The sequence below is a fragment of the Streptomyces sp. NPDC054786 genome, from assembly GCF_053611685.1.
The window spans coordinates 22965-47759 of the sequence record NZ_JBSHAW010000039.1 but is presented as its reverse complement, the minus strand read 5'-3'; the positions used below and the strand labels follow the sequence as shown (position 1 = coordinate 47759).

The 24795-nt window shown below is 73.3% G+C and carries 25 protein-coding genes; 19 read left to right on the top strand and 6 right to left on the bottom strand.

The window, feature by feature from the left end:
- Nucleotides 1-97 precede the first annotated feature (97 nt).
- Together ACWGI6_RS28975 and ACWGI6_RS28970 are read left to right on the top strand one after the other, a co-directional pair.
- Nucleotides 98-184: a class III lanthipeptide gene (locus ACWGI6_RS28975; protein ID WP_199838955.1), complete on the top strand. Its 87-nt coding sequence runs from the start codon at nucleotides 98-100 to the stop codon at nucleotides 182-184.
- 251 nt (nucleotides 185-435) lie between these two features.
- Nucleotides 436-2280: an FAD/NAD(P)-binding protein gene (locus tag ACWGI6_RS28970; protein WP_453270244.1), complete on the top strand. Its 1845-nt coding sequence runs from the start codon at nucleotides 436-438 to the stop codon at nucleotides 2278-2280.
- A 32-nt stretch (nucleotides 2281-2312) separates the two neighbouring features.
- Here ACWGI6_RS28970 and ACWGI6_RS28965 read toward each other — a convergent pair whose 3' ends face one another.
- The gene (locus tag ACWGI6_RS28965; protein ID WP_453270281.1) at nucleotides 2313-3044 is read right to left on the bottom strand and encodes a response regulator; all 732 of its coding nucleotides are present in this window, start codon (nucleotides 3042-3044) and stop codon (nucleotides 2313-2315) included.
- A gap of 84 nt (nucleotides 3045-3128) precedes the next feature.
- Nucleotides 3129-4277 carry a sensor histidine kinase gene (locus ACWGI6_RS28960; protein WP_453270243.1) on the bottom strand — a complete coding sequence of 383 codons (1149 nt, stop codon included), beginning with the start codon at nucleotides 4275-4277 and terminating at the stop codon, nucleotides 3129-3131.
- 363 nt (nucleotides 4278-4640) lie between these two features.
- Here ACWGI6_RS28960 and ACWGI6_RS28955 point away from each other — a divergent pair, with 363 nt between their 5' ends.
- The 3 genes from ACWGI6_RS28955 to ACWGI6_RS28945 all read left to right on the top strand — a co-directional run bounded on the left by ACWGI6_RS28955 (nucleotide 4641) and on the right by ACWGI6_RS28945 (nucleotide 6954).
- Complete coding sequence (locus ACWGI6_RS28955) at nucleotides 4641-5405, top strand: hypothetical protein (protein WP_453270242.1); 765 nt, start codon at nucleotides 4641-4643, stop codon at nucleotides 5403-5405.
- Between the two features lie 300 nt (nucleotides 5406-5705).
- The gene (locus ACWGI6_RS28950) at nucleotides 5706-6368 is read left to right on the top strand and encodes a transglycosylase family protein (protein ID WP_453270241.1); all 663 of its coding nucleotides are present in this window, start codon (nucleotides 5706-5708) and stop codon (nucleotides 6366-6368) included.
- Between the two features lie 205 nt (nucleotides 6369-6573).
- Nucleotides 6574-6954 carry a hypothetical protein gene (locus ACWGI6_RS28945; protein ID WP_393908385.1) on the top strand — a complete coding sequence of 127 codons (381 nt, stop codon included), beginning with the start codon at nucleotides 6574-6576 and terminating at the stop codon, nucleotides 6952-6954.
- A 191-nt stretch (nucleotides 6955-7145) separates the two neighbouring features.
- Here the strand turns inward: ACWGI6_RS28945 and ACWGI6_RS28940 are convergent, their stop codons facing one another.
- Together ACWGI6_RS28940 and ACWGI6_RS28935 are read right to left on the bottom strand one after the other, a co-directional pair.
- Nucleotides 7146-7544: a hypothetical protein gene (locus ACWGI6_RS28940; protein ID WP_393908475.1), complete on the bottom strand. Its 399-nt coding sequence runs from the start codon at nucleotides 7542-7544 to the stop codon at nucleotides 7146-7148.
- Nucleotides 7545-7831: 287 nt separating this feature from the next.
- Nucleotides 7832-8119, bottom strand: a complete 288-nt coding sequence (locus ACWGI6_RS28935; protein WP_453270240.1) for a hypothetical protein — start codon at nucleotides 8117-8119, stop codon at nucleotides 7832-7834.
- 185 nt (nucleotides 8120-8304) lie between these two features.
- Between ACWGI6_RS28935 and ACWGI6_RS28930 the strand changes: the two genes are divergently transcribed.
- The 4 genes from ACWGI6_RS28930 to mptB all read left to right on the top strand — a co-directional run bounded on the left by ACWGI6_RS28930 (nucleotide 8305) and on the right by mptB (nucleotide 13512).
- A complete protein-coding gene (locus tag ACWGI6_RS28930) occupies nucleotides 8305-9435 on the top strand; it encodes a site-2 protease family protein (protein ID WP_453270239.1) in 1131 nt (376 codons plus the stop codon).
- Between the two features lie 130 nt (nucleotides 9436-9565).
- The gene (locus tag ACWGI6_RS28925) at nucleotides 9566-10306 is read left to right on the top strand and encodes a PP2C family protein-serine/threonine phosphatase (protein ID WP_453270238.1); all 741 of its coding nucleotides are present in this window, start codon (nucleotides 9566-9568) and stop codon (nucleotides 10304-10306) included.
- 126 nt (nucleotides 10307-10432) lie between these two features.
- Nucleotides 10433-11989 (top strand): alpha/beta hydrolase, encoded by a 1557-nt coding sequence (locus tag ACWGI6_RS28920; RefSeq protein ID WP_453270237.1) that lies wholly within the window; start codon nucleotides 10433-10435, stop codon nucleotides 11987-11989.
- A gap of 65 nt (nucleotides 11990-12054) precedes the next feature.
- A complete protein-coding gene (gene mptB / locus ACWGI6_RS28915) occupies nucleotides 12055-13512 on the top strand; it encodes a polyprenol phosphomannose-dependent alpha 1,6 mannosyltransferase MptB (RefSeq protein ID WP_453270236.1) in 1458 nt (485 codons plus the stop codon).
- Here mptB and ACWGI6_RS28910 read toward each other — a convergent pair.
- Nucleotides 13445-14479, bottom strand: a complete 1035-nt coding sequence (locus ACWGI6_RS28910; protein WP_453270235.1) for a lysylphosphatidylglycerol synthase transmembrane domain-containing protein — start codon at nucleotides 14477-14479, stop codon at nucleotides 13445-13447. The genes mptB and ACWGI6_RS28910 overlap by 68 nt on opposite strands.
- On the bottom strand, nucleotides 14476-15300 hold the full coding sequence (locus tag ACWGI6_RS28905) for a PIG-L deacetylase family protein (RefSeq protein ID WP_453270234.1): 825 nt from the start codon (nucleotides 15298-15300) through the stop codon (nucleotides 14476-14478). Before ACWGI6_RS28905 ends, ACWGI6_RS28910 begins: the two co-directional genes overlap by 4 nt.
- Before the next feature lie 74 nt (nucleotides 15301-15374).
- Here ACWGI6_RS28905 and ACWGI6_RS28900 point away from each other — a divergent pair, with 74 nt between their 5' ends.
- The 10 genes from ACWGI6_RS28900 (at nucleotide 15375) to ACWGI6_RS28855 (ending at nucleotide 24726) form a co-directional block, all read left to right on the top strand.
- Complete coding sequence (locus ACWGI6_RS28900) at nucleotides 15375-16493, top strand: glycosyltransferase family 4 protein (RefSeq protein WP_453270233.1); 1119 nt, start codon at nucleotides 15375-15377, stop codon at nucleotides 16491-16493.
- A gap of 70 nt (nucleotides 16494-16563) precedes the next feature.
- A complete protein-coding gene (locus ACWGI6_RS28895; RefSeq protein WP_453270232.1) occupies nucleotides 16564-17265 on the top strand; it encodes a class I SAM-dependent methyltransferase in 702 nt (233 codons plus the stop codon).
- A gap of 5 nt (nucleotides 17266-17270) precedes the next feature.
- The gene (locus ACWGI6_RS28890) at nucleotides 17271-18575 is read left to right on the top strand and encodes a glycosyltransferase 87 family protein (protein ID WP_453270231.1); all 1305 of its coding nucleotides are present in this window, start codon (nucleotides 17271-17273) and stop codon (nucleotides 18573-18575) included.
- A gap of 179 nt (nucleotides 18576-18754) precedes the next feature.
- A complete protein-coding gene (locus tag ACWGI6_RS28885) occupies nucleotides 18755-19282 on the top strand; it encodes a DUF5994 family protein (protein WP_453270230.1) in 528 nt (175 codons plus the stop codon).
- A gap of 321 nt (nucleotides 19283-19603) precedes the next feature.
- Nucleotides 19604-20140: a hypothetical protein gene (locus tag ACWGI6_RS28880; RefSeq protein WP_453270229.1), complete on the top strand. Its 537-nt coding sequence runs from the start codon at nucleotides 19604-19606 to the stop codon at nucleotides 20138-20140.
- A 181-nt stretch (nucleotides 20141-20321) separates the two neighbouring features.
- A complete protein-coding gene (locus ACWGI6_RS28875) occupies nucleotides 20322-21158 on the top strand; it encodes a DUF4097 family beta strand repeat-containing protein (RefSeq protein WP_453270228.1) in 837 nt (278 codons plus the stop codon).
- A 51-nt stretch (nucleotides 21159-21209) separates the two neighbouring features.
- Nucleotides 21210-22202 (top strand): ATP-binding cassette domain-containing protein, encoded by a 993-nt coding sequence (locus ACWGI6_RS28870; protein WP_453270227.1) that lies wholly within the window; start codon nucleotides 21210-21212, stop codon nucleotides 22200-22202.
- A complete protein-coding gene (locus ACWGI6_RS28865; protein ID WP_453270226.1) occupies nucleotides 22199-22996 on the top strand; it encodes an ABC transporter permease in 798 nt (265 codons plus the stop codon). Before ACWGI6_RS28870 ends, ACWGI6_RS28865 begins: the two co-directional genes overlap by 4 nt.
- A gap of 196 nt (nucleotides 22997-23192) precedes the next feature.
- Nucleotides 23193-24494, top strand: coding sequence for a cytochrome P450 (locus ACWGI6_RS28860; RefSeq protein ID WP_453270225.1), 1302 nt, complete (start codon nucleotides 23193-23195; stop codon nucleotides 24492-24494).
- 4 nt (nucleotides 24495-24498) lie between these two features.
- A complete protein-coding gene (locus ACWGI6_RS28855; RefSeq protein WP_453270224.1) occupies nucleotides 24499-24726 on the top strand; it encodes a ferredoxin in 228 nt (75 codons plus the stop codon).
- The last annotated feature ends 69 nt before the right edge of the window (nucleotides 24727-24795 follow it).

The following is a 24795-nucleotide window of genomic DNA, read 5'->3' as shown; positions in this document are numbered from 1 at the left end:
TGCCCGTCCCGCCGGCTCCAGGTGTCCCGCAACGGCACCTGGGACATCAGCTCCGCTGTCCACCGTTCCTGCTCATCCCCGAAGGGAGGTGTCGTAAATGACCATCATGGATCTTCAGGGTCTGGAGGTGCCGGGCGAGCGTGACGCTCAGGCGCTCGGCTCCACCGTCAGCGGCGGCTGCTGACACCGAGTTCGGTGTCCTCTACGCACTGTACGCACCCGGATCGGACAACGGAAGGGAGGGTTCGAGATGAGCATCATGGATCTTCAGGGTCTGGAGGTGCCGGGCGAGCGTGACGCCCAGGCGCTCGGTTCCACCGTCAGCGGCGGCTGCTGACACGGCGCCCGGTGGTCCCGTGCTTCGCGCACGGGCCACCGGGCCCCCTTTTGTGCGTGCACCCCACGTCCGGACAGCGGCCAACGGACGGAGTCCAGTTGAACGACCACACGGGCCCGGCCCGCTCCCTCTGCCTCATCGGCTGCGGCCCGCGCGGCGCCTCGATCGTCGAGCGGATCCTCGCCAACGTCCCGGCCCTGTACGGCGACCGGCCCCTGGATCTGCACATCGTCGACCCGTACCCGCCGGGCGCCGGCCGCACCTGGCGCACCGGCCAGTCCGGCCTGCTGTGGATGAACTCCGCCGCCGAGCAGGTCACGATGTACCCGGACGAGAGCGTGGAGTGCGACGGGCCGCCGCGGCCCGGCCCCACGACCGCCGGCTGGCTCGACGCCCCGCTCCACGACGGCGCCTACGCCGCCCGCCGCGACCAGGGCCGCTATCTGCGCCATTTCTTCGAGACCGTGACCCGCGAACGGCCCGCCTCGGTGCGGCTGTTCGTCCACCGGGCCCGGGTGACCGACCTGCGGCGCACGGCCGACGGCGGGGCGGCACCGGACGGGCGGGGCCGCCAGCAGGTGATCCTCGACTCCGGCGAACCCCCCTTCCTCGCCGACCGGGTGGTGTTCGCGCAAGGCCATACGGAGACCCTGGCCGCCCCCGTGCCGGCCGGTCTGACCCGGATCGGCCCCGGGCCCGCGGACCCGGACGCGCTGGAGCGCATCCCGCCCGGCGCGCCCGTCGTCGTCCGCGGCCTCGGACTGGTCTTCATCGACTGTGTGGCGCTGCTGACGGAAGGCCGCGGCGGCCGCTTCACGCGCACCCCGGACGGTGCGCTGCGCTATCTGCCGTCCGGGCGCGAGCCGCGGCTGTACGCCGGCTCCCGCCGGGGCGTTCCGCTGCCGCCCAAACCGGCCAAACCGGCGCCCGGGGCCCCGGCGACGGCCCCGGCCGCCGCCCCCCGCTTCGCCACCGTCGACGCCTGCCGCGCCCGGCTGTCCCGGCCCGGCGCCGGCTTCGCCCGCGATGCCTGGCCGCTGGTGGTGGCCGAACTGGGCTGGTGCCACTACCGCGCACTCTTCGCGGAACAGCCCGCTCGTACCCGTATGAGCTGGCAGGACTTCGACGCCCAGTACGCCGTGCTGATCACCGACGCCGACCGGCTGGCCAAACTCGCCCGTGCCGCGGTGCCCGACCCTGCCGACCGCCTCGACCTGGACCGGCTGGCCGCGCCGCTGGCCGGGCTGCGGTTCGCGGGCACCGAGGACCTCCAGCGGCAGCTGCGCGGCCACCTCGCCGAGGTGCTGCAACGCCGTACCGGACCGGCGCGCGGTGTCGACACCGCCCTGGTCGACGCCCTCCAGCGGGTCGGCTCGGTCATCGAGGAGCTGTGGCGGTCCGGGGGCCTGGACGCCCACCATGTCGATGAGGCGCTGCGGCACTTCGCGCTCGGTACGTACCTCAGCTCGGGCCCGCCGCCGCTGCGCGCCGCACAGCTGCTGGCGCTGGCCGAGGCGGGGATCGTGACGTTCGTGGGGCCCGAGATGCGGGTCGAGGCCCTGGGCGGGGGCGAGGCCGGGGAGGAGGCCGGGGCCGGGGAGCGTGCTGCGGGCGGCGCCGTCTTCCGCGCGAGCAGCCCCGCCGTGCCCGGCGCCGTGCACGAGGCGGCCGTCCTGCTCGACGCCCGCCTTGCGGCTCCCGGCCCGGACCGGGTCACCGACCCCCTGCTGCGCGCCCTGCTGTCCCGCGGTGAGCTGGTCCAGGACGGCGCGGGCGGCATGCTGCGGCTGTCCGGTGCGGGACTGCACCCCGTCGACGCGTCCGGCACCGTGCACCGGGACCGGATCGTCGCCGGGCCGGCCCAGTTCCCCCGTCCGCACACCAACGCCGTCTACTTCCGCCAGAACGACGCCCTGGCGCGCCGGCTGCTCACCGACGGGTGACGCCGGGGGCCGCACCCCCCGCACGCGGCCGCTCAGCCCTGCAGGGCGATCCCGTGCTGCTGCGCCAGGATCGCGGCCTGTACCCGGCTGCGCAGATGCAGCTTCGACAGAATGCGGCTGGTGTGTGTCTTCACGGTGCCCTCCGCGAGGTTGAGGGTTTCCGCGATGGCGCTGTTGGCCAGCCCGCGGGCGATACACGCCAGCACCTCCAACTCCCTTTTGGTGAGGGTGTCGAGGGCCTGCGCGGCGCCCTCCGGGAGGGTGGGGCCCGCCACCGGCGGGCGGGCGGCGAACTCGGTGATCAGCCGCCGGGCGATGGCCGGGGTGAGGAACCCGTCCCCGTATGCCACCTCCCGTACCGCGCTGACCAGTACGGCCGGTTCCGCGTTCTTGAGGATGAAGCCGCCGGCCCCGGCCCGTAGCGCACCGAAGATGTACTCGTTGAGGTCGAAGGTGGTCAGCACCAGCACCTCGGCGAGTCCGCGCTCCACGATCCTGCGGGTGGCCGCGACCCCGTTGAGCTGCGGCATCTGTACGTCCATCAGCACCACATCGGGCCGCAGCTCGGCGGCCATCCGGACCGCGGCCGCACCGTCACCGGCCTCGCCGACCACCGTGATGCCCGGGTCGGTCTGCAGCACCAGGACCAGCCCGGACCGCACGGCGGCCTGGTCATCGGCCACCAGCACCCGTATGCCCTCGGGCCGGCCCACCGGGGCCTCCGCCGGCGCACCCGCCGGCCTGCCCCTCCGCTCGTCCGCCATGAGTTCCTCCACTGGCTGCTCCACCTTTCTCGTCACCCCCGTGTGTTGTCGGATGAGCGCGGGCCCGCGACGTCCGGGACGGTCCTAGGAGTTCTGGGTCAGCGGGAGCACGGCCCGCACCCGCCAGCGTCCGGGGGCGGTGCGGTCGGGTCCCGCGTCGAAGATGCCGCCGACCAGCGCGGCCCGCTCGGACATCCCGGCGAGCCCGGCGCCCGCTCCGGTGGTCAGCTGCTCCACGGGGCGCTGCCGGGCCCGGCCGTCGGGCCGGGTCAGCGGGCTGTCGACCGAGATGGTCAGCTGCTCGGCGCCGGCCTCACAGCGGATCCGCACCCGCCCCGCCGAGGCATGCTTGAGGACATTGGTCAGCGCCTCCTGCACGATGCGGTACGCCGTCACCTCGATCACCGACGACACGTCGGGGAAGCTCTCGGGGAACTCGGTGTGCAGGGTCAGCGCCGCCGCGTCGGCGGCGGGCCGGGCCTGTTCGACCAGTGCCCCCAGCGCGTTCAACTGGGGCCGGTCCCAGTCGTCGTCCACCCCCCGGTCGGACCGCAACAGCACCACCATCCGCCGCATTTCGGCCAGCCCCTGCACACTGTTCTCGCGGATCACCGCGAGCGCCCGCAGCACCGGATCCTCCTCGGCGACGCCGTTCTTCTCCTCCTTCGTCTCGGTCAGGGAGAGCACGGCGCTGGAGTGGATGGCGATGGCGCTGAGGTGGTTGGCCACCAGATCGTGCAGCTCCCGCGCCATACGGGTGCGCTCGGTCTGCAGCACGGTCTTGCGGTCCAGCTCCGCCAGCCGGTTGATCTGCGCGGCACGGTGCCGTTCGGCATCCGCCCGCTCCTTGTGGTTCCGTATCAACACCCCGGTCCATACGGGGGAGATGAGCAGCAGCGCGACGATGACACCGGTCGTCACCCCCTCCGAACGGTCGCCGGTGAGGACCAGGGCCACGGTGGTGGCGAGGGTGGCCGCGACGGTCCCGAACTGCAGCAGCCGGCACAGCCAGGGCGCTCCGTACAGGGCGGCCGCATAGAGCAGATCCGTATAGATGAGGACGGGGCCCAGGCCACCGCTGGACGTGGTCTCCACGGTGACGGTGAGGGTGCCGACGGCGACCGCGACCGGCGGCAGGGCACTGCGCAGGGCAGTCGCGGCACACAGCACGAGGACCGGCAGGACGGCCTGCCAAACGGGGATATCGCCCCCCATCACCTGTGGGCCGCCCACGACATACAGGATCAGACAGCCGGCAAAGAAACCCACTGCCAGTCTGAGGTCACGGAGCGGTATGGGGCGGCGGCGCGCGTGCGTACTTGTGAAAAGACGTAACCACACATGAGGACAGTACTTCGGTGCATTGCCCGTTCTCCTGGCCCTGGCGCCCGAATTTGGGTCGGTCTCCAGTACATCGAAGTATGTAGCCGTACATCAGCAAGAGGGATGACTCGAAGGTTCCGGAGGATCTGCAAACCTTGGGCTGTCTGTATCGATCGATGTAGGCGAAAAAGGGGGAGAGACCTCACTGAATGACGGGCCGTCACTCATCCAGGACGGCCTTGGCACCGCTCAACTGCGGAGGACGGAAAGTACGTGGAAACGAACGCCGCTCTTCTCGAACTCTGTCCGGATCCCCTTGACCTGGGCGTTCATCATCACCGGCACCAGCCCGGCCAGGCGCACCCGGCACCACTCGCAGCCGCATCCGCAGCTGCTCACGATCACCCGGACTTCTCGTCCACACCCGTTCCGATATTCGTCGTCCCCATAGGATCCACCCCTTCCCGCGGTTCGGGAACGGGGCTGTCCCCCGACATCTGCCTGGGCCTCAACGGCCACTCCCGGGCCACCCTCGACGGTGCGTCCCGCAGCTGGCTGCTGGCCCGGCTTCCCGACCGGGTGGGCGCCGCGATGGCCACCGCCACCCACTGGGAGCTGTACGGAACCCGCGGCCTGCTGATCGTGGCGTGCGGCGACGACGCCGGCCAGATGGGCTTCTCGGTGGAATCCGTCCGGCCCGGAACCTCCCCGCCGCACGCCCCGTACGAGGTGCTGACGGCCCATGAGTCACGCACCGCGGCCGGCCGCCCGGCCGCCGAGCGGGAACGCCTCATCACCCGTTTCTGGGTCCGCAAGGACGCCGCCCTGCAGGCCGTCGGCCGCGGCCTGTCCATCGCGCCCGAACGCATCGAGGCCGGTTTCCCCGCCGACCGCGGCACGGTCACCGTCCCCGGACCTCATGGCGTCGAAGTCCCGGTCTTCGTAAGGAACTTCTCCCTCTCCCCCTGCTACGAGTTCGCCGTCGCCACCCCGGAACCCCTCTCTCTCACCCCGTCTTTCGCCTATTCGGTCACGTAAATGCCCGTTCCCACATGGACGGCGGCAAGCGCACCGGGCCGAAATTGCTTTGGCTGGCTTGAATTCGGACCTTGACGTAGGGCGACGGCACAGGAATAGCGGCGCAATCGCACGGCCGCGGGGTCAAGAGGCCACGAGACGCGGGGACCTCGCGCTCTGCACCCACCCGGGTGAAACACGCGCATGTCGCGCTCCCCAGGCATGCCGAAAACCATATTGCCGGGTTAGTTGGTGCGTGCCCACCGGTCGTGGCGAGTACTCCGTCACGGCGTAGCCGGAGCACAGCGGAGGATTCCCGTGATGCCGTCGCCCCTCGCCAAACGGTCCGTCGAAACGCTGCTGTCCGCGCTGCTGGTCCTCCTGGGCGTGGTGGGCCTGGCCGCCCTCGCCGGCCCGAGCGCCGCGGCGGCCGGCCCGTTCTCCGGCTCGCCGAGGCCCGACTGGGAGCGCATCGCCGCCTGCGAGAGCAACGGCCGCTGGCACATCAACACCGGCAACGGCTACCACGGAGGTCTGCAGATCGACCTCGCCACCTGGCGCGCCTACGGCGGCCGCCGCTATGCCCCGCGTGCCGACCTCGCCAGCCGCGCCGAGCAGATCACCATCGGCAGGCGCATCGTCCGGGACCGTGGACTGTCCGCGTGGCCCAACTGCGCCCGTGCGGCCACGAGCGGCGCCGGCGGCTCCAGCGGCAGCTCCACGGGCGACTCCGACGAAGGCTCCGCCCCCGCCGCCCGGCAGGCCCCCTCGGCCGCCCAGGCCGCGGCCCCGCGCGCCCACACCCCGACCACCGGCACCACGGCCCGCAGCTATGTCGTCCATCCCGGGGACTGTCTCTCCGTCATCGCCGAACGCACCCACGCCCCGGGCGGCGCCAAGGCCCTGTACGCACTGAACAAACACACGCTCGACCAGGGACCGGACCACATCTACCCGGGCCAGCGGCTGCGGCTGCGGGGGTGAGGCCGGCGCCCGGGCCGTGCCGGATGCGGCAGCCGCACCCCGCCGGCGAAGCCCGCTGCCGGGGTCGCGGGGAGGGCCGTCACGGTGAATCCACTGATCGTTCAGAGTGAATGAGCGGGACGGGCCGTTGCTCAGGCTTGGCGGATGGGGGAAGGCCCGGTAGCAAGACCGCGGGGTACCAAACCGCGAGGTGCAGGAGCACACAGTGAAGAACAACGCACGCATCAATTATGTGATCGCAGGAGCCTGCGGCCTGCTCCTGGCCGTCGGTGGGGCGTCGCCCGCCCAGGCGTGGGGCGGGCCGTGGCGCGGGGGCGGTGACAGCGTGTGGGACAGCGACACCATCGCCGAGATCCGCACCGGAATCCGCTGCCCGCGCCGGACCCAGTTCTGCATCAACGGACCGCTGAACAGCGGAAACCTCAGGAACTCGCAGAACGTCTACATGCGGGGCAACAACAACGACAGCGGGAGCCCGACCAACATCAACGGAAACACCAACTCGCACAACGAGACGCACGGCGTCGAGTCGAGGACCCGCAACCACCTGCAGAACGTCGGTCGCCACGACAAGCAGAAGCTGTGACCCGACGCTGATCCGACCCCTCCGGCCCCGGGCTCGCTCCGGGGCCGGAGGCATGTCCGGCGGCCGGGGCGGCCGGGGCGCTCGGGGGCCGGGGCCGGAAACGGCGATCGCCCGGCGGAGTTCGCCGGGCGATCGGGGGACGACTCGTGAAGAGGCCGGGGTCCCGGCCTTCTCAGGAGTTCACATCCGTGTCAGTGGAAGAGGCCTCCGAGGATGCGCTGGATGTTGTTGCTGCTGGCGACCGAATCGCCCGAGGCGGAGTTGGCGCTGTTGGTGGACCCGTTCGTGTTGGCGATGTTGCCGCTGTTGTTCGGGTTTCCGTGGTTGAGGAAGTTTCCGCTGTTCAGGCTGTTGCCGCTGTGGACGGGCCCGTTGATGCAGGGGTGCGGCGACTTGACCACCGGCGACTTGTAGTTGAAGTCGGCGAGGCGGTTGTTGCAGATCACCCCGGAGACCATGCCGGCCACGGTGCCTACATCGGCGCCCACCGCGGCGGAGAGCAGGGAATCGCCCGGAATGGTCTGCGCACGGGCCAGCCCGCCGCCGAACAGCACCAGCCCGCACGCCCCGACGACACTTCCCGTCTGCACAATTCTTCTCACGTCGCTCCTCGCCGCTTCGTCCTTCTGATGCCAGACGTATCGTGCTGCCGTTGTCGGTCCGCATCGTCGTTCAACCCGCGGGAAGCGAAACGCTCGTCGGCCACAATCAGCCGGGTGGCCCAAAACCTCGGGCGCTTTCCGCTGCAGGGACGGACCCACGGGTCCGCGGGCAGGCCGGCGCGCACCGCCCGGTCACGCCGCGTCACCGGGGGCCGGTCCGCCTCCGGTCGTGCCACCGGGAGCTTGCCGTCATCCGACGGGCAGCTCACCGGCGCTCACAGCACCAGCCGCTCCGGCATGGGCTGCTCCACGCCGTCCAGCTCCAGCGTGCAGCGGGGCATGGAGGGGACCAGGTGCGGCTGGCGCAGGAGGATCCGGAAGGGGTGGGCGGGCTCTTCGGGGAGTTCGCCGGTCAGCACATTCATGCCGGGGCCGTGCTCCTTCCGGTACGCGACCACCTTGCCGTCGACCAGCAGTTCGATCTTCCCGGCCCGGCCGGGTCCGACGTTCACGGTGATCGAGTGATCACCTTGGTCCAGGTGGAAGTGGTGGCTCTGTCCCATGACGCACCTCCGGCAATCCGTCCGTACGACCAGCGTGCCACCCGTACGACCAGCAGTCCTCTCGTACCGCCCGCGCAGGTTCCGCGAGCGACAATTGTGGTGGGCGCCGGATCGGCCGGTCCACGGAGTGCAGGTCGCCAAGGCCTGCTCGGAGGGACCGGGCGCCGGGCCGGCTGGAGACGACGATGAACGGCTCGGTCCGTGTCGGACAGGTGGTCGGGGTGCCGCTGCGCATGCACTGGAGCGTGCCGCTGCTGGTGGGCCTGTTCGCGTACGGACTCGGCCATCAGGGCCTTCCCGTCTGGACGCCGGGCCGCTCGGATGCCGTCTACGCCCTCGCCGGTGTCATCGGGGCCGTGCTGCTCATGGGCAGCCTGTTGCTGCACGAGACGGCACATGCCGCGACCGCCTTGCGGAAGAAGATCTCGGTCCAGGACGTGACGCTGTGGGCGCTGGGCGGTACGACCCGGATGGGGCGGCCGCAGTCCGCAGCGGCGGCCTTCGCGGTGGCCGTCAGCGGGCCGCTCACCAGCCTGGTCGTCGGCGGTGTCGCGCTCGGGGCCGGGTTCGGGCTGCACGGGCTGTCCGGCTGGGCGGTGCCCTCCGTCGTCCTGGCGTGGCTGGGCTGGGCGAACCTGTTCCTGGGCGTGTTCAATCTGCTGCCCGCCGTGCCGCTGGACGGCGGGCGGGTGGTGCAGGCGGTGCTGTGGTGGCGCACCGGGGACCGGGACCGGGCGGATCTGGCGGCGTCCCGGGGCGGCCAGATCATGGGGCTGCTCCTGGTGGCCGCCGGCTGGATCTCCGTGCTCCGCGGGGCACCGGGCGGGCTGTGGATCGTCTTCATCGGCCTCTTCGTCATGATCGTCGCCGGGGCGGAGCGGCGCCGGGCCGCCCTCCACACCGCGCTGCGGGGGGTACGGGTCGCCGAGGCCATGACCAGCCCGGTGGCGACCGGCGCCGACTGGCTGACCGTCCGGCGCTTCATCGATGAGGTGGTCGTGCACTCCCGTCACTCCGCGCTGCCGCTGCTCGACTTCGACGGCCGCCCCAGCGGCATCGTGCAGATCCGCCGGCTCGCTGCGGTGCCCGGTCCGAACCGGGAGACGGTGCGGGTACGCGACGCGGCGACCCCGCTGTCCCAGTGCGCGGTCGCCGCTCCGGACGATCTGCTGAGCGATGCGCTCGACAAGATCAGCCTGCGTACCGGCGCGCGCCTCCTCGTCGTGGACGCGGGGCTGCTGGTGGGGATCGTCACCGGGAAGGACATCTCCCGGCTGATGCAGCGCAACACCCTGAGCGGCAGGGAGACCGGCTGACCGGCCGGGCCCGACGCCGTCGTCCGGCCCGACGGGCGCGCGGGGCCGTCCGGCGGCCACAATGGAGGTACGGCATGCCACGGGGGACGACGGGGCTGCCGCAGCGGAGCACCGGACCGGGACCACGTCCATGCCGTACCTCACCGTGACCGCCCTGAGCCACACCGGGCTGATCCGCGAGCACAACGAGGACAGCCTGGTGGCCGGCCCCTGGACGCTCTGCGGCACCGTGACCGAGAACCCGCAGACCCTGGTGTTCCCGCTCGGCACCCCGCTGGTCGTCGCGGTCGCCGACGGCATCGGCGGGCAGCCGGCCGGGGAGGTGGCCAGCGCACTGGTCGTCCGGGAGCTGGCCGCGCTCGGCCCTTCCCTGGACAGCGATGACGCGGCCGGTGACGCCCTGGACCTCTGCAACCGCGCGGTGTACGCGGCCGCCGAGCGGGACCCGGAGCTGTTCACCATGGGCACCACGGTCGCCGGTGCGGTCGTACGGGAGAAGTCCGTGCTGGTCTTCAACGTCGGTGACAGCCGGGTGTTCGATGCCACCGGCGACGCCCTGCGCCAGGTGAGCGTGGACGACAGCCCCCCGCTGTCGCCGGGGCGGCGCACCACCTCGCTCGTCACCCAGGCGCTCGGCGGCGCCCCGGAGTTCAGCGCCGTCACCCCGCACCTCACGGCCGCGCCGCTCTCCGTGGGCGACCGCTACCTGATGTGCACCGACGGGCTGACCGACCCCGTCCCGGAGGACGCCCTCGACGAACTGCTGCGACTCCACAGCGGCGGCCGGGCCGCCTTCGAACTGTGGAAGTCCGCCATCGAGGCGGGCGGCCCCGACAACATCACGCTGGCACTGATCGCCGTCGGGGAGTGAGCCGGGCCGCTCCGGAGCGGCACCGGGCGGGGCCCGGCCGAGGGCGCGCCCTCGGGGGAAAACCCCACCACGGGGTGTCCCGGCAGCCGGATGGGCGGCGCCTCTCCGCTCAACAACCCTTGTCCCATGACGACTTACACCCACCGCACCCTGCTGCTCACGCTCTCCGCCGTGGCCGTCGCCGGCACCCTCGCCGCCGTCTCCCCGCCGGCCCGTGCCCAGGCCCCCGGCACCACAGGACCCGCCCTCGCCTGGGGGCCGTGCGCCGAGCCCGGCCTCGCCGGACAGGAGTGCGCCGAGCTGCCCGTACCGCTCGACTACCGCGACCCGGACGGCCCGCAGCTCACCCTCGCCGTGTCCCGGGTGCGCAGCGACCGGCCCGGGGCACGGCGGGGCACGCTGCTGATGATCCCCGGCGGGCCCGGCGAACCCGGGGTGCCGCGGCTGGTGGCGAAGGGGCCGGCGCTGGGCAAGGAGATGGCCGGGGCCTACGACCTCGTCACCTTCGATCCGCGGGGCACCGGCGGCAGTTCGACGGCGAGCTGTGCGCTCGATCCGGACGACCGGCATCTGGTGACCCTGCGGTCCTGGCCCGGTCCGGACGGCGGCATCACGGAGAACATCGCCCGGTCCCGGCGGATCGCCGAGGCGTGCCACCGCCATGGCGGTGCCGTGCTGCGCAGCATGTCCACCGCGAACGAGGTGCGCGACATCGACCGCCTCCGCCGCGCCCTGGGCGAGGAGAAACTGTCGGCCTGGGGGAGCTCGTACGGGACGTACGTCGGGGCGGTGTACGCGCAGAAGTACCCGCAGCACACCGACCGCTGGGTGCTGGACAGCAACGGCGATCCCGACCCGTCGCGGGTGGAGCGGGGGTGGCTGGCGAACATGGCGGCGGGCGCGGACGACCGGTTCCCCGACTTCGCGGCCTGGGCGGCGGACCCGGCCCGGGAGGACGAGGGGCTGCGGCTGGCCGAACGACCCCAGGACGTCCGGCCGTTGTTCCTCGCGCTGGCGGCGCGGCTGGACCGCGCACCGAAGGAGTCCGGCACGAAGGGCGTCCCGCTGACCGGCAACCTGCTGCGCCAGGCGCTGCAGAACGCCCTGTACAGCGACGGCCTCTTCCCCCCGCTCGCCCGGCTCGTCCGGCAGGCCCAGGACCCGGCCGCACGGCCGGTGCTGCCCGACGCCCTCGCCGGGCCGCTGCCGGACGCGGACGCGGCGGCCGTGGTGGCCACCGTCTGCAACGACGTGCGCTGGCCTGCGTCGGTCCCCGGCTACCGGCGCGCGGTGGCCGCCGACCGCGCCCGGCATCCGCTCACGGCCGGGATGCCGGCGAACGCCGTCCCCTGCGCCTTCTGGAAGGACGAGCCGGCGGACCGGCCCGTGCGGATCACCGCCGAGGGCCCGTCCAACATCCTGCTGGTCCAGAACCGCCGGGACCCTTCGACCCCGTACTCCGGTGCCCTGAAGATGCGTCAGGCCCTCGGCGGCCGGGCCCGCCTGGTCACCCTCGGGCACGGGGGCCACGGCGCCTACCTGGGCAACGGCAACGCCTGCGGCAACCGCCTGGTCACCGCCTTCCTGACGACGGGCCGGCGCCCGCAGCGGGACACGTACTGCGCCGACGGAGCCGGGGCCGCTGCGGTGCCGGGCACGGCGTTGCCCGGCGGCCCGGCGTAGCGCGGACGGGCGACATGTCCCTTTGCGTGCGGGGTGCGGCCCGGTCCCGCGTCTAGGTTGGCCGGATGAGCGCGGCAGGGGTCACCGTCCGGGGAGAGGTGCTCCTCGGCACGCTGGGGTCCGTGCTGCTGGGGGTCGGCGGATGGGGATCCGGTGCGCTGCCGCGGGGAGTTCCGGACGGGCTGTGGGGGCGGCACGGCGAGCCGCTGCTGTGCGTGGGCGTCGCCGTGTCGTACGCCGGGCTGGTGCTGCTGATCACCGCGTGGTGGCGGCTGGGCACGCGCGTCGCGGACGGGACGGCGGTCGGGTGGCGGGAGCTGCGGACGGCGCTGTGGTGCTGGGCGCTGCCGCTGGTGCCGGGCCCGTTGCTGGGCAGCAGCGACGCCTACAGCTATCTCGCCCAGGGCGCGCTGGCGGGCCGCGGACGCGATGTGTATGCGCTGGGCCCGGCGGCGCTGGGCGGCCCGCTGGCGGCGAACGTGCCCGGGATGTGGCACGACGCCCCGGCCCCGTACGGGCCGTTGTCCGTCGCCGCGGCGCGGGCCGTGGTGGCGGTCACCGGGGAACATCATGTGGTGGCCGCGGCCCTGGGGCTGCGGTTGGTGGCGGTGGCCGGTCTGGGACTCATGGCGTGGGCCCTGCGGTGGCTGGCGACGACGTCGGGCTCCGGTGCGGCCGGCGCGCTGTGGGCCGGTGCGCTCAACCCGTTGGTGCTGCTGCATCTGGTCGGCGGGGCACACAACGAAGCGCTGATACTGGGGTTGATGACGGCCGGGTTGCTGGCCTTCCGCCGGGGGCGCTGGGCCGTGGGGGCCGTCGCCCTGACCGCGGCGGTGCTGGTGAAGGCTCCCGCCGGGGTGGCCCTGTTGTGCGCGGCAGCGGTGTCCGTGGCGGGGCGGGACGGGGCGTGGCGGCGGGTGCGGAGGGCGGCGGGGGTCGCCGGGGCGGCCGCCGCCGCACTGGTGGCGGGGGTGGCCGCGTGCGGCCAGGGCTGGGGGTGGCTGTGGACCATCCGTACGCCGGCCGAGGTGCACACCTTGCTGTCCCTGAGCACGGACGCGGGTCATCTGCTGGGGTGGCTCGCCGGGGGGCTGGGGTGGGGCACGGCGGCCGGCGCGATGACGGCCGCGCGGCTGACCGGGCTGCTGGTGGGCCTGGGGGCGGTGGGCTACTGGGTGCGGTACGCCCCGCACGCCGGCGCCGAGCGGGCGACGGGGGCGGCGCTGCTGGCGCTGGTGGCGGCCGCTCCGGTGGCGCAGCCGTGGTACGTGCTGTGGGCGGTGGTGCCGCTGGCGGCGGTGTCCTGGCGACGGCTGGGGCGGGGCGGCGCCAAGGCGGCGATGGTGGGGCTGACGCTGGTGGTGATGCCCTCGGGGCAGGGGCCCACCTGGTCGAGCGGGCTCGCGGCCGCCGTCGGGGGAGCGGTGGCACTGGCGGCGGTGGTGCGGTGGGCGCCTAGGGAGCGGCCGGTGCGGGTGCGGGACGCCGTCGTCCCGCGCGCAGCAGCCAAAGCGCGCCGGTGAGCGCGCCGAGCGGAATCTCCAGCAGATGGGTGAACGTGGCGAACAGCAGCATCGCCGAAGCCACGGCAGCGGGGTCGCCGCCGAGGGCGACCAGTGCGACGGCGGCGGCGCACTCGGTGACGCCGATACCGCCGGGGGTGACCGCGATCTGGGTCAGCAGCCGGCTGGCCGCGAACACCGCCAGCGCCTCCCCCGTTCCGGTGCGCGAGCCCGCCGCCTGCAGACAGGCCAGGAACAGCGCGCCCTGTGCCGCCAGGGTGGCGCCCATGCCGCACACCAACCGTGCCCAGGAGCGGCGCACGAGGTCCCGGCTCTCGTCGCGCAGCCGTACCGCGAGCTGCCGGGCCCGCAGGGCGATCCGCCGCGGCGCCCCGGCCGGCGCCGCCCGCCGGTGCGTTCCGGGCGTCCGGCGGCGGTGGCGCAGGGCCGGCCACCCGGCCGCGAGCGCCACGGGCACGGCGAGGACCACGCCGCCCGCGGCCGCCGCCCAGCCGATGCCGGGAACGGGGGTCCCCGCCAGCAGCAGGGCGCCCACCGCCGACAGGACCAGCCGTGCGGCCACGTTGCACACCCCGGTGAGCGCGACGCACACGGCCACGGCCCGCGGCGGATGCCCCCAGCGACGCGTCATGGCATAGGTGACCGCGACCCCCGCACCGCCGCCGAGCGGCAGCAGATTGCTGACGGCGCTGCTGGTGCAGTTCACCAGCAGCGCCTGACGCAGGGTCAGGCCGGGGAGGGCGGCGCTGAGTACGTAGGTGTAGCTCCACAGCGCGGCAGCTGCCAGGGCGCACAGCAGGGCCACCTGCGGGCCGCTGATGTGCCCGAGGTGGGTGCGGACGGCGGCCCAGTCCGTTCCCGCCGCCTTCGGTACGGCCAGGGCCAGCAGGACGAGGCCGGCGGCGGAGGAGAGCAGGCCCAGCAGCCGCAGGGCGGACTTCGGCAGACGCACGGTGAGCGGTGTCATCGGCCCGCTGCCGTCACGCCGCGGCCGGGCAGCGTGGCCAGCGGATCGCGGAGGACGGGCCCTGCGGGGAGCCCGCGCTGGATGAACCACTCGGTCCCCATCACCTGGCGGAAGGCCGGTCCGGGCAGGCGGCCCAGGGCTGCCAGGGTGCGTTCGGAGTCGCCGCCCCGGGCCTGGCTGAGGTGCGCGGACAGGCTGGCGCGCTTGGCCCTCCAGTGCCGTTTGACCGGTACCCGGTGAGTGATCTCGCCGCGTGCGCCGTACGCCTGCCGGAAGGCGTCCCGGTCGAACTGCGGCGGGAAGCGGTAGAACCAGGAGGCCGCGCGCAGTCCGCGCAGCAGGAGCGTCCGGTCGACGGTGGCCTCCAGCACCACCGGGGTGCCCGCCAGTTGGGCGGCGCGGTAGCCGACACGGTGGACCTGTACGTGATCGGGGTGCCCGTAGCCGCCGGCCGGGTCGTAGACGGTCAGCAGGTCGGCGCGCTCCTCGGTGAGCAGTGCGGCCAGACGGGCGGCCGCCTCGCCGACATCCGCCGAGGCGAACGGCTCCGCGCCGCCGCGGGCAGGGGCCGGGGCCGGCGTGTGCCCGGAATCGGCGTAGCCGAGGAAGGCGACCCGGGAGCAGCCCAGAATCCGGGCGGAGGCGTGCGCCTCGTCGCGGCGTACCTCGCCCAGGCCGCGGTCCTGCAGGGCCTTCGAGGCCAGGCCGCGCTCGCCCGCCGTGGCCAGCACCAGCACCACACGGTGTCCCTGACCGGCCAGGCGCGCCATGGTGCCGGCGGTCAGCAGCGCCTCATCGTCCGGATGCGCATGAAAGAACAAGCACGTATGTCTCACGAAGCATGCTTTACCACCCCATACTGGGGAACTTCACGCCCCATTTCGGAAGTGCAGCCATGATCCTTCACATTTCAGACTGCTTTGCGCCGCGGACAGGAGGTATCGAGATCCAGGTCGCCGCCCTGGCCGCCGCGCAGCACCGGGCGGGCCAGGCCGCCGAGGTCGTCACCGCGACGCCCGCCGCTCCGGGGCCGGAGGCGACCTCATGGCCGTATCCCGTGCACAGGATCAGCGCGCGGCTGCCCGGGCAACTGCCCGTTCACCCCAGGGCGGGACACGCCATCGACCGGCTGTTGACGACACGTCACCCGCGGGTGGTGCATGTGCACCTGGGCGCGGCCTCCCCGTTCGCCTGGGCCGCGCTGGCCTGCGCCCGGCGACGGGGCATCCCCACCGTGGCCACCGTCCACAGCATGTGGGATCCCGTGGTGCGGGCCCTGTACCGGCTGCTGAGCCGGACCGGGTACGGTCCCACCGCTCCGGTGGCCGTGACGACCGTCAGCAGGTCGGCCGCCCGGCTGATCCGGCAGGCCCTGCCGGACGTCAACCCCCGTGTCATCCCCAACGGCATCGACGCCGCGTGGTGGCGCAGCCAGGGCGCCGCGGCCGAGCGTCAGGACGGCCGGGTGCATGTCGTCGCCGTCGGCCGGCTCGTCCCCCGCAAGGAACCCATGGAGCTGCTGGCGGCGCTGCACTCCGCCCATGCGCGGATGTCCCGTCGGGGCACCGCGCTGCGCGCCACGTTCGCCGGGGCCGGACCGAGCGTGCGGCCGATACAGCGCTATCTGCGCCGCAACGGGATGGACAGCTGGATCCGCCTCGCGGGCCGGCTGCAGCCGGGAGAGGTACGGGAGTTGCTGGCCGGAGCGGATATGTTCGTCAATCCCTCCCGCCGGGAGTCCTTCGGGATCGCGGCCCTGGAGGCGCGCACCAGCGGACTGCCGGTCCTCGCCCGGGTGCACACCGGCGTCGCCGACTTCGTACGGCACAACCGCGAGGGAGCCCTGTGCGGCCACTCGGCCTTCGCCCTGGCCGACGAGGTGCTGTGGCTGGCCCGTACGCCGGGGGCGCGGCGCAGCCTGGCCGCACACAACTGGGAAACCGAGCCGGTGCACTGCACCTGGCCGGTGGTCACCGAAGCTTTCGCTCACGCCTACGACGACGTCACCCGCTGACGCCCCGTCATACCGCATACGTCCGGCGGCCTCCCGGGACAGTGGCCACCGCAACGGCCGGAAGGTTTTCATGCACCGGGTCCTCGACCGCGCTCACCGCTTCCTCTTCGCCTCGCTCTCCCTCATCGGCATCCGCGGACAGGGGCGGGTCCTGCACTGGTACTTCGACTGGTGGCACCGGCGGCCGGACCCCTGGGGGCTGGCCGTGGACGACTACGAGCAGTTCAAGTACGAGACGACCCTCGGGCAGCTCCCCCGGCGCCCCTACCGGCGGATTCTGGACGTCGGGTGCAGCGAGGGAGCCTTCACCCACCGCCTCGCGGCGGCGTATCCGCATGCGGAGATCACCGGTGTGGACATCTCCGAGCGCGCGCTCGCCCGGGCCCGCACCCCCGTGCCCGGCCGTACGCCCGCTCCCCGGTTCGCGCGGCTCAACATCCTCACCGCGCCACCGGCGGACCGCTTCGACCTCGTCTTCTGCGCCGAGCTGCTGTACTACCTGGGCCGGCCCCAGCATCTGCGACGGGCCTGCGCACATCTGACACAGGCCGTGGCGCCCGGTGGACTGCTGGTCCTGGTGCACCCCTGGCCGGAATCACGCAGGTTCTGCGCGTACTTCGAGGCCGTCGCCGGGTTCCACCGCGTGGTCGAGCATGTGGAACCGGACTCCGGCCGCCCCTTCGCCGTCAGCGTCTACGAGTCCCCCGCCGCGGCCCGGCCCGGGGAGCCCCGGAACCCGGGCCCCGCTGCGGATCAGGGCCGGGGAGAGTGAGCCCCGTGGTGCGGGCCCCGGCCGGCGGCCCGCCGGGAACCCGGCCGGGCCGACGGCGCATCGAGGCGGCGCGCCACGTCCTGGCCCGCCGTCCGGGCACGGTGTTGCTCCTCGCCGCCGTGGCGATGCTGCTGCTGACGTGGGTCCCGGCCTGCCTGCGCCTGGGCATGGTGGATCTGCGGGTCTACCGGACCGCGGCCCCGCACCTGCTCAGCGGCGACCTGTACGCCTTCCGTCTGAACCTGCCCGGCCCCGATCTGTTCCCGCTGCCGTTCACCTATCCGCCCTTCGCCGCACTGCTCTTCCTCCCGCTCTCCTGGGTGCCGTGGCCGCTGGCGAGTGCCGCCTGGACCGCGGCCTCGACGCTGGCGCTCTGCGTCCTGGTCCACTGCTGCCTGCGGATGGCCGATCCGGCCGCGCCCGCCGCGCGGCACCGCCGGCGCGTCCTGCTGTGGAGCGCCGCCCTGCTGTGGACCGAGCCGGTCGCCGTCACGCTCGCGCTCGGGCAGATCAACCTGCTGCTGGCGGCGGGCGTCGCGTTCGCGGTCCGGCGGCGCTCGGCAGCCACGGCGGGGCTGGGCATCGGCCTCGCCGCCGGGGTGAAGCTGGTCCCGGCCGTCACCGGCCTCTACTTCCTGGTGCACCGGCGCTGGTCGGCCGCGTGGTGGTCGGCCGCGGCGGGTGCCGCCACGGTCGCGGCCGGGTGGTGGGCGGCGCCCCGGCCCGCGGCCGACTTCTGGCTCCACGCGGTCGGTGACGCCGCACGGGTCGGTCCGGTCGGCTCGGTGCTCAACCAGTCGGTGCGCGGGGCGCTGTCGCGCACGCTCGGCCACGACGCCGGCTGGTCCGCCCCGTGGTGGGCCTGCGCCGTCCCGGCGGCACTACTGGCGCTGACGGCCGTGGTGCGCTGCGCCCGCCGCACCGACCCACTCGGCTGTCTGCTCGCCGTCCAGCTGCTCGGCCTCCTGCTCAGCCCCATCTCGTGGTGCCATCACTGGGTCTGGGCCGTCGCGGCCGTCCTGTGGCTGACCCACACCCCGCACCGGACCCGGAGCCGCACCGCGGCCCTGACCGCCTGGGCCCTCGCCCTCGCCGGGTACCTCATCCACTGGCTGGCACTGGCCCAGCCGGACATCTGGCAGTTCGGCCGCCCCTGGTACCTCGCCGTGCTCGGCTGGAGCTATCCCGTCTGCGCCGTGCTCACCCTCGTCGCTCTGCTGCTCCCCGCCGCGGGGAAAGCGAGCGGCGGGCCCCCGGCCTCCCGTCACCCACGCGCCTCCTCCTCGGCCTCCGTCAGCCCGATGCCGTGAGGCGTCGGCATGACCCCGGCGGGCGTATGGCCCGCCGCCCGACCGACGGGGCCGGGTCCCGGCCCGCGGAGTACGGTGAAGCCAGCGAGGCTTTGTACGTCGGCGTAGGCCGGCGGCCCGCGCCGGCGTCGTCGCGGGCGATCAGCGGACGTACCGAACCGCAGACGGGCGAGCACACCATGGCCGACTCCGATGTCCCGGACCTCCCCAAGCTTCTGCCGGAAGCGGTCCACCAGGCGGTGCGCCCCGGCATGGCGTTGTTGAGGCTGGAGACGACCCGGTCCCGCGAGGGGATTCTCGACGGTGCCTGGTGGCCGCGGTCCCGCGACATCGCCGCCGAGCTGCCCGGCCTGATCACCGCGCTGGCCGCGTACCTCGGCCCCATCGAGCGCGTCGGCCTGGATGCGGGTGCCTGGGAAGCGCTCCCGACCCGACTGGTCATCGACGACCTGATCGTGCACATCGACTCCTTCCCGGTCGGCGACGACACGATCCTCGTCACCCGCGGCGACCGGGACTACTTCTCGCTGCTGGTGGTCCCGCCGACGGCCACGCCCGAGGCGGCACATGCCGCCATGACCACGGCCGTCCGGGCCGACAACATCGCCCAGGCCGGACAGATCCTCATCGACACCGGCAGCTCTCCACCGGGTCCGGGCCCCGTGGAGAGCCCCCGGACCGGCCGGGAAACCAGCGGATCGGCCTGACGTCCGGGCTGCCGGGGGCGGGTCCGGGTCCGGGTGCAGGTCCCGGTGCAGGTGCCGGACGTCGGGCATCGAGGCGGATTTCCTCGACGGCGGTGTCGAAGGCCGGCCGGTAGGTGGTGCTCCCCGCATCCGGGCACCTCGCGGGCGGCGGAGCGGCCGGTGGGGCAACTGCCGCCGCGGCGCCCCGCGTTCGCCCGGCCGACCGCGGGCGGCGCCGGATGGCGCCGCAATGGCGGCACTTGGCGTCACGGTGGCGCGCCTTTCGTAGCTGTGGCACCACAAGTGCTTGCGCTGGCGCCATAGTGGTGCCACTATGGCGCTATGGACCTCACGCCGTATGTCGACAACCTCCGGGACGAGCTCGCGGTCGCCGCGGACGCGGGCGGAGCCGAAGCCCGCGCCCTGGCCGAACGACTCACCGCACCCCTGGAGTCGGCCGCCCGGCTGACCCTGCTCAACGCACTGTCCTCCGCCATGGCCGAGGTCACCCGCGAGCTGGCACCGGGCTCGGTCGACGTACGGCTGCGCGGGCTCGACCCCGAGTTCGTGGTGACGCCCGCGCCGGCCCAGGAGCCGTACGGGGAGGCCGAGGCGTCCGAGGGCGCGCCGGGCGGCGGGCGGGCGCCCGTGCCCGCCGTCCCTGCGGACGCCGACGAGGGCGGCACCGCGCGGATCAACTTCCGCCTGCCCGCCCATCTCAAGACCCGGGTCGAGGACGCCGCGGGACACGAGGGCCTCTCGGTCAACGCCTGGCTGGTACGGGCCGTCGCCGGTGCCCTGGAACCGGGCGAGAGCTCCCGCCCGTCCGGCCGCAACCGCCACGGGGGCAAGCAGGGTTACACCGGCTGGGTCCGCTGACGGGGCCGGGGCCAGGCGTCGCGAGCCGCGCGGGCGGGTGACGACCCCCCAGGGCGGCCGCTCCAGCCACTCCCGGCGGACCACGCCACACCACGCCACCACACCACGCCACCACACCACCACTCACCTCACCCGCCCGACCGGCGGGAAGGCACACCACAGTCATGAGGACGGGACAGCCATGCCTGCATTTGAGACTCCCGAACCGATCTCCGTCACCCTCGAATTCGACCTCGGACGCGCCCGGATCACCGCGGGCAAACGCACCGACACGGTCGTCGAGGTACGCCCGGCCGACGCCACCGAAGAGGCCGACGTGCGAGCCGCACAGCAGACCGAAGTCACCTGCTCCGGCGGCAAGTTGCTGGTCAAGGGGCCCAAGAAGCGCTCGCTCTTCGGCAAGTGCGGATCGCTCGACGTGACCATCGAACTTCCGGCCGGCTCGGACGTCCAGGGCACCTCGCCCATGGCGGACTTCACCTGTGGGGGCCGTCTCGGTGCGTGCCGGTTCAAGACCTCGCTCGGCGACATCCAGGTCGACGAGGCGGACGCCGTGAACCTGCGGACCGACTACGGCGACATCCGGCTGGCCCGGGCGACGGGCGACGCCGAACTCATCGCCGCGGGCCGGATCGAGGCCGGTGGGATCGCGGGCGCCGCGCTGGTCAAGAACGGCAACGGCGCGACCACGATCGGCGAGGTCACCAGCGCGCTGCGGGCGAACTCGTCCAACGGCCTGATCTCCGTCGGCGTCGCACACGCCGGAGTGGAAGCCAAGTCCGCCAACGGCGCCATCCGGCTCGGCGACGTGGCGCGCGGCCGGGTCGCACTCCGGACCGCGGCCGGCGACCTGGAGGTCGGCATCCGTGAAACCACCGCCGCCTGGCTCGAAGTGGCCACCGGCCTCGGCAGTGTGCGCAACTCCATCGGACCGTCCGAGGGCCCCGGCGATGCCGCCGAGACCGTCGAGGTCCGCGCCCACACCAGCATCGGCGACATCGTCATCCGCCGCGCCTGACAGGTCATCGGCCGCTCCCGGCCGGCCCACCACCACACCCCAGGAACTGTCATGATCATGAAAACTCCGGCCGCCCGCCCCTCGGCGATCACCGCCCGCGGGTTAACCAAGTCCTACGGCGACCAGGTCGTGCTCGACGGCATCGACCTGCGCATCCCCGAGGGCACGGTCTTCGCCCTGCTCGGGCCCAACGGCGCGGGCAAGACCACCACCGTGCAGATCCTCTCCACCCTCATCCCCGCAAGCGCCGGCCAGGCGCAGGTCGCCGGCCACGACCTGGTCCGCGAGGCCGACGCCGTACGCGCCGCCATCGGCGTCACCGGCCAGTTCTCGGCGGTGGACAACCTGCTCAACGCCCGGGAGAACCTGCTCCTCATGGCGGACCTGCACCATCTGGACCGCCGCGAAGGCCGCCGGCGCGCCGCCGAACTCCTGCACCGCTTCGAGCTGACCGAGTCGGCCGCCAAGCCCGTCGCCACCTTCTCGGGCGGTATGCGCCGCAAGCTCGACCTGGCGATGACCCTGGTCGGTGAGCCGCGCCTGATCTTCCTCGACGAGCCGACCACCGGACTCGATCCGCGCAGCCGGCGCACCATGTGGGAGATCATCCGCAGTCTGGTCGCCGACGACGGCGTCACCGTCTTCCTGACGACGCAGTACCTGGAGGAGGCCGACCAGCTCGCCGACCGCATCGCCGTCCTGGACCACGGAAAGCTGGTCGCCGAAGGCACCGCGGAAGAGCTGAAGCGGCAGATCCCCGGCGGCCATATCCGCCTCCGGCTCGCCGGCCCGCACCAACTCGCCGCGGCCGCCGCTCTCTTCACCTCCGCAGCGCGCGACGACGAAGCGCTCACGCTGCACATCCCCGGCGACGGCAGTCTCCCTGCCCTGCGCACCGTCCTCGACGCCCTCGACCGCGCATCGGTCGAGGCCGAGGCGCTCACCGTGCACACCCCCGACCTCGACGAGGTCTTCCTCACCCTGACGGGCCGGGCCCCGCAGCCCGGCGCCCCGGTCAACTCCCTTGAGGAGAGCGCCCGATGAGCACCCTCTCGTACGCGATGCGCGACTCGATGACGATGCTGCGCCGCAACCTCAAGCACGCCCGGCGCTATCCGTCCCTGACGCTGCAGGTCGTCGCCATGCCGATCGTGATGCTGCTGCTCTTCGTGTATGTCTTCGGCGGTGCGCTCGGCAGCGGCATCGGCCTGCCGGGCGCGACGCACGACCGCGGCGCGTACGTCAACTACGTCGTCCCGGGCATCATCCTGATGGCCGTGACCTCCGGCGCCATCTCGACGGCCGTGTCCGTCTCCACCGATATGACCGAAGGCATCATCAACCGCTTCCGCACCATGGCGATCTCCCGCGCCTCCGTGCTGACCGGCCATGTGGTCGGCAGCGTCGTCCAGACCATGGTCAGCCTCGTCCTGGTCCTCGCCGTCGCGCTGGCGGTGGGTTTCCGCCCGGACGCCACCCCCGTCACCTGGCTCGCCGCCCTCGGCCTCCTCACCCTGCTCGCCTTCGCCCTCACCTGGCTGGCGGCCGCGATGGGCATGGTGGCCAAAACCGTGGAGTCCGCGAGCAACGCCCCCATGCCGATCACCTTCCTGCCCCTCCTCGGCAGCGCCGTCGTCACCCCCGACTCCATGCCGGCCGGGCTGCGCTGGTTCGCCGAGTACCAGCCCTTCACCCCTCTCAACGAGACGCTCCGCGGCCTTCTGCTGGGCACGGAGATCGGCAACAACGGCCTGATCGCCCTGGCGTGGGGCGTCGGCCTCAGCCTGACCGGCTACCTGTGGGCACGCTCGGCCTTCCGCCGCGGCGCCACGCGGTAAGCGGCCCCGCACACGAGCCACCGCGCCCGCGCACGCCACACGCGCCACCTCTTCACGGCTTCACGGCCTACCGCGCTCATGACGCGACGCCGTGCACCGCGCCCCACCACCTGCCGTCCCACGCCACGTGCGCCCTGCGCCCGGCCACTCAGGCCTTCGCATCCCGCATCCCGCACTCCGCATCGGAGGAACCCCCATGCACCCCGAACCGACCACGCCTCCCCACGCTCCCGGCTCCACGCACCCGGGCGAGCCGCCCGTGCCCGAGAACGCGGCGCAGAAAGCAGCGCAGAAAGCAGCGCCGCCCTCCGCACCCGTAAAGCTGCCGACGGCCCGGCCCGCGGGCTGTCCCTTCGACCCGCCCGGTGAACTGGCGGAGCTGCGCAAGCAGCGGCCGCTCACCCGGATGCGCTTCCCCGACGGGCACGTGGGCTGGCTGGCCACCGGCTACTCCGCGGTCCGGGCGATACACGCCGACCCCCGCTTCAGCTCACGCTACGAGCTCATGCACTACCCGTTCGAGGGCGGCTACGCCGGCGAACTGCCCCCGGCACCGGTCGGTGACCTCACCGGGCTCGACGCGCCCGAGCACACCCGCTACCGGCGGCTGCTCATGGGCAAGTTCACCGTCCGCCGGATGCGCCTGCTCACCGCCCGCATCGAGGAGATCACTACCGAGCACCTGGACGCCATGGAACGCCAAGGACCGACGGTGGACCTGGTGGAGGCGTACGCCAAGCCCATCCCCGCGCTGCTGATCTGCGAACTCCTCGGTGTGCCGTACGCCGGCCGAGAGGTCTTCCAGCGTCATACGGCGACGGTGATGACCCAGAACACCACCCAGGACGACGTCGTCGCCGCCATGACCGCGCTGCAGAACATCCTGGCCGAGCTGGTGTCGGCCAAGCGCGCCGAACCCACCGACGACCTGCTCAGCGACCTCGCGACCACCGACCTCACCGAGGAAGAACTCGCCGGGACCGGCGGCTTCCTCCTCGCCGCCGGCCTCGACACCACCGCCAACATGCTTGCGCACGGCGCCTTCGCCCTGCTGCGCCACCCGGACCAGCTCGCCGCCCTCCGTACCGATCCGGGCCTCGCCGACCAGGCGGTCGAGGAGCTGCTGCGCTATCTGAGCATCGCCCACACCGGGGCGCGGTCGGCGCTGGAGGACGTCGAGCTGGACGGCCAACTGATCCGGGCGGGCGAGACGGTGACCCTCTCGATCGAGGCCGCCAACCGCGACCCGGCACGGTTCCCCGACCCCGACACCCTCGATCTGCACCGCAAGGCCACCGGGCATCTGGCGTTCGGCCACGGCATCCACCAGTGCCTGGGCCAGCAGCTGGCACGCGTCGAGATGCGGGTCGCCTTCCCGGCGCTGTTCACCCGCTTTCCGACGCTGCGACTGGCCGTCCCGCCCGAGGAAGTGCCCCTGCGGGACGGCATGAACATCTACGGGGTGCGCCGGCTCCCCGTCACCTGGGACAAGGAGTAGTCCGGTGAAGGTCACCGTCGACCGCGACCGCTGCATCGGCGCCGGTATGTGCGCCCTGACCGCCCCCGAGGTCTTCGACCAGGACGCCGAGGACGGCCTGGTCCTGCTCCTCGTGGCCGAGCCGCCGTCCGGCCGGACCGCCGCGGCCCGTCTGGCCGCCGGCCTCTGCCCCGCCGGGGCCCTCACCCTGGTCGAGGAAGGGCCCCTCGGCTCGCCCACACCGGAGCCGTAACCGGACCCCGGCCGGCGGGGGCGGCGGCAGACACGGGCCGGACGCAGCCACGGGTCCTCGCAGACACGG

Excerpts from the sequence above, each read along its gene's own strand:
- ACWGI6_RS28975 (WP_199838955.1), top strand. The coding sequence starts at position 98 with ATGACCATCATGGATCTTCAGGGTCTGGAGGTGCCGGGCGAGCGTGAC.
- ACWGI6_RS28965 (WP_453270281.1), bottom strand. The coding sequence starts at position 3,044 with ATGGCGGACGAGCGGAGGGGCAGGCCGGCGGGTGCGCCGGCGGAGGCC.
- ACWGI6_RS28950 (WP_453270241.1), top strand. The coding sequence starts at position 5,706 with ATGCCGTCGCCCCTCGCCAAACGGTCCGTCGAAACGCTGCTGTCCGCG.
- ACWGI6_RS28935 (WP_453270240.1), bottom strand. The coding sequence starts at position 8,119 with ATGGGACAGAGCCACCACTTCCACCTGGACCAAGGTGATCACTCGATC.
- ACWGI6_RS28930 (WP_453270239.1), top strand. The coding sequence starts at position 8,305 with ATGAACGGCTCGGTCCGTGTCGGACAGGTGGTCGGGGTGCCGCTGCGC.
- ACWGI6_RS28925 (WP_453270238.1), top strand. The coding sequence starts at position 9,566 with ATGCCGTACCTCACCGTGACCGCCCTGAGCCACACCGGGCTGATCCGC.
- ACWGI6_RS28920 (WP_453270237.1), top strand. The coding sequence starts at position 10,433 with ATGACGACTTACACCCACCGCACCCTGCTGCTCACGCTCTCCGCCGTG.
- mptB (WP_453270236.1), top strand. The coding sequence starts at position 12,055 with ATGAGCGCGGCAGGGGTCACCGTCCGGGGAGAGGTGCTCCTCGGCACG.
- ACWGI6_RS28910 (WP_453270235.1), bottom strand. The coding sequence starts at position 14,479 with ATGACACCGCTCACCGTGCGTCTGCCGAAGTCCGCCCTGCGGCTGCTG.
- ACWGI6_RS28900 (WP_453270233.1), top strand. The coding sequence starts at position 15,375 with ATGATCCTTCACATTTCAGACTGCTTTGCGCCGCGGACAGGAGGTATC.
- ACWGI6_RS28895 (WP_453270232.1), top strand. The coding sequence starts at position 16,564 with ATGCACCGGGTCCTCGACCGCGCTCACCGCTTCCTCTTCGCCTCGCTC.
- ACWGI6_RS28885 (WP_453270230.1), top strand. The coding sequence starts at position 18,755 with ATGGCCGACTCCGATGTCCCGGACCTCCCCAAGCTTCTGCCGGAAGCG.
- ACWGI6_RS28880 (WP_453270229.1), top strand. The coding sequence starts at position 19,604 with ATGGACCTCACGCCGTATGTCGACAACCTCCGGGACGAGCTCGCGGTC.
- ACWGI6_RS28875 (WP_453270228.1), top strand. The coding sequence starts at position 20,322 with ATGCCTGCATTTGAGACTCCCGAACCGATCTCCGTCACCCTCGAATTC.
- ACWGI6_RS28870 (WP_453270227.1), top strand. The coding sequence starts at position 21,210 with ATGATCATGAAAACTCCGGCCGCCCGCCCCTCGGCGATCACCGCCCGC.
- ACWGI6_RS28865 (WP_453270226.1), top strand. The coding sequence starts at position 22,199 with ATGAGCACCCTCTCGTACGCGATGCGCGACTCGATGACGATGCTGCGC.
- ACWGI6_RS28860 (WP_453270225.1), top strand. The coding sequence starts at position 23,193 with ATGCACCCCGAACCGACCACGCCTCCCCACGCTCCCGGCTCCACGCAC.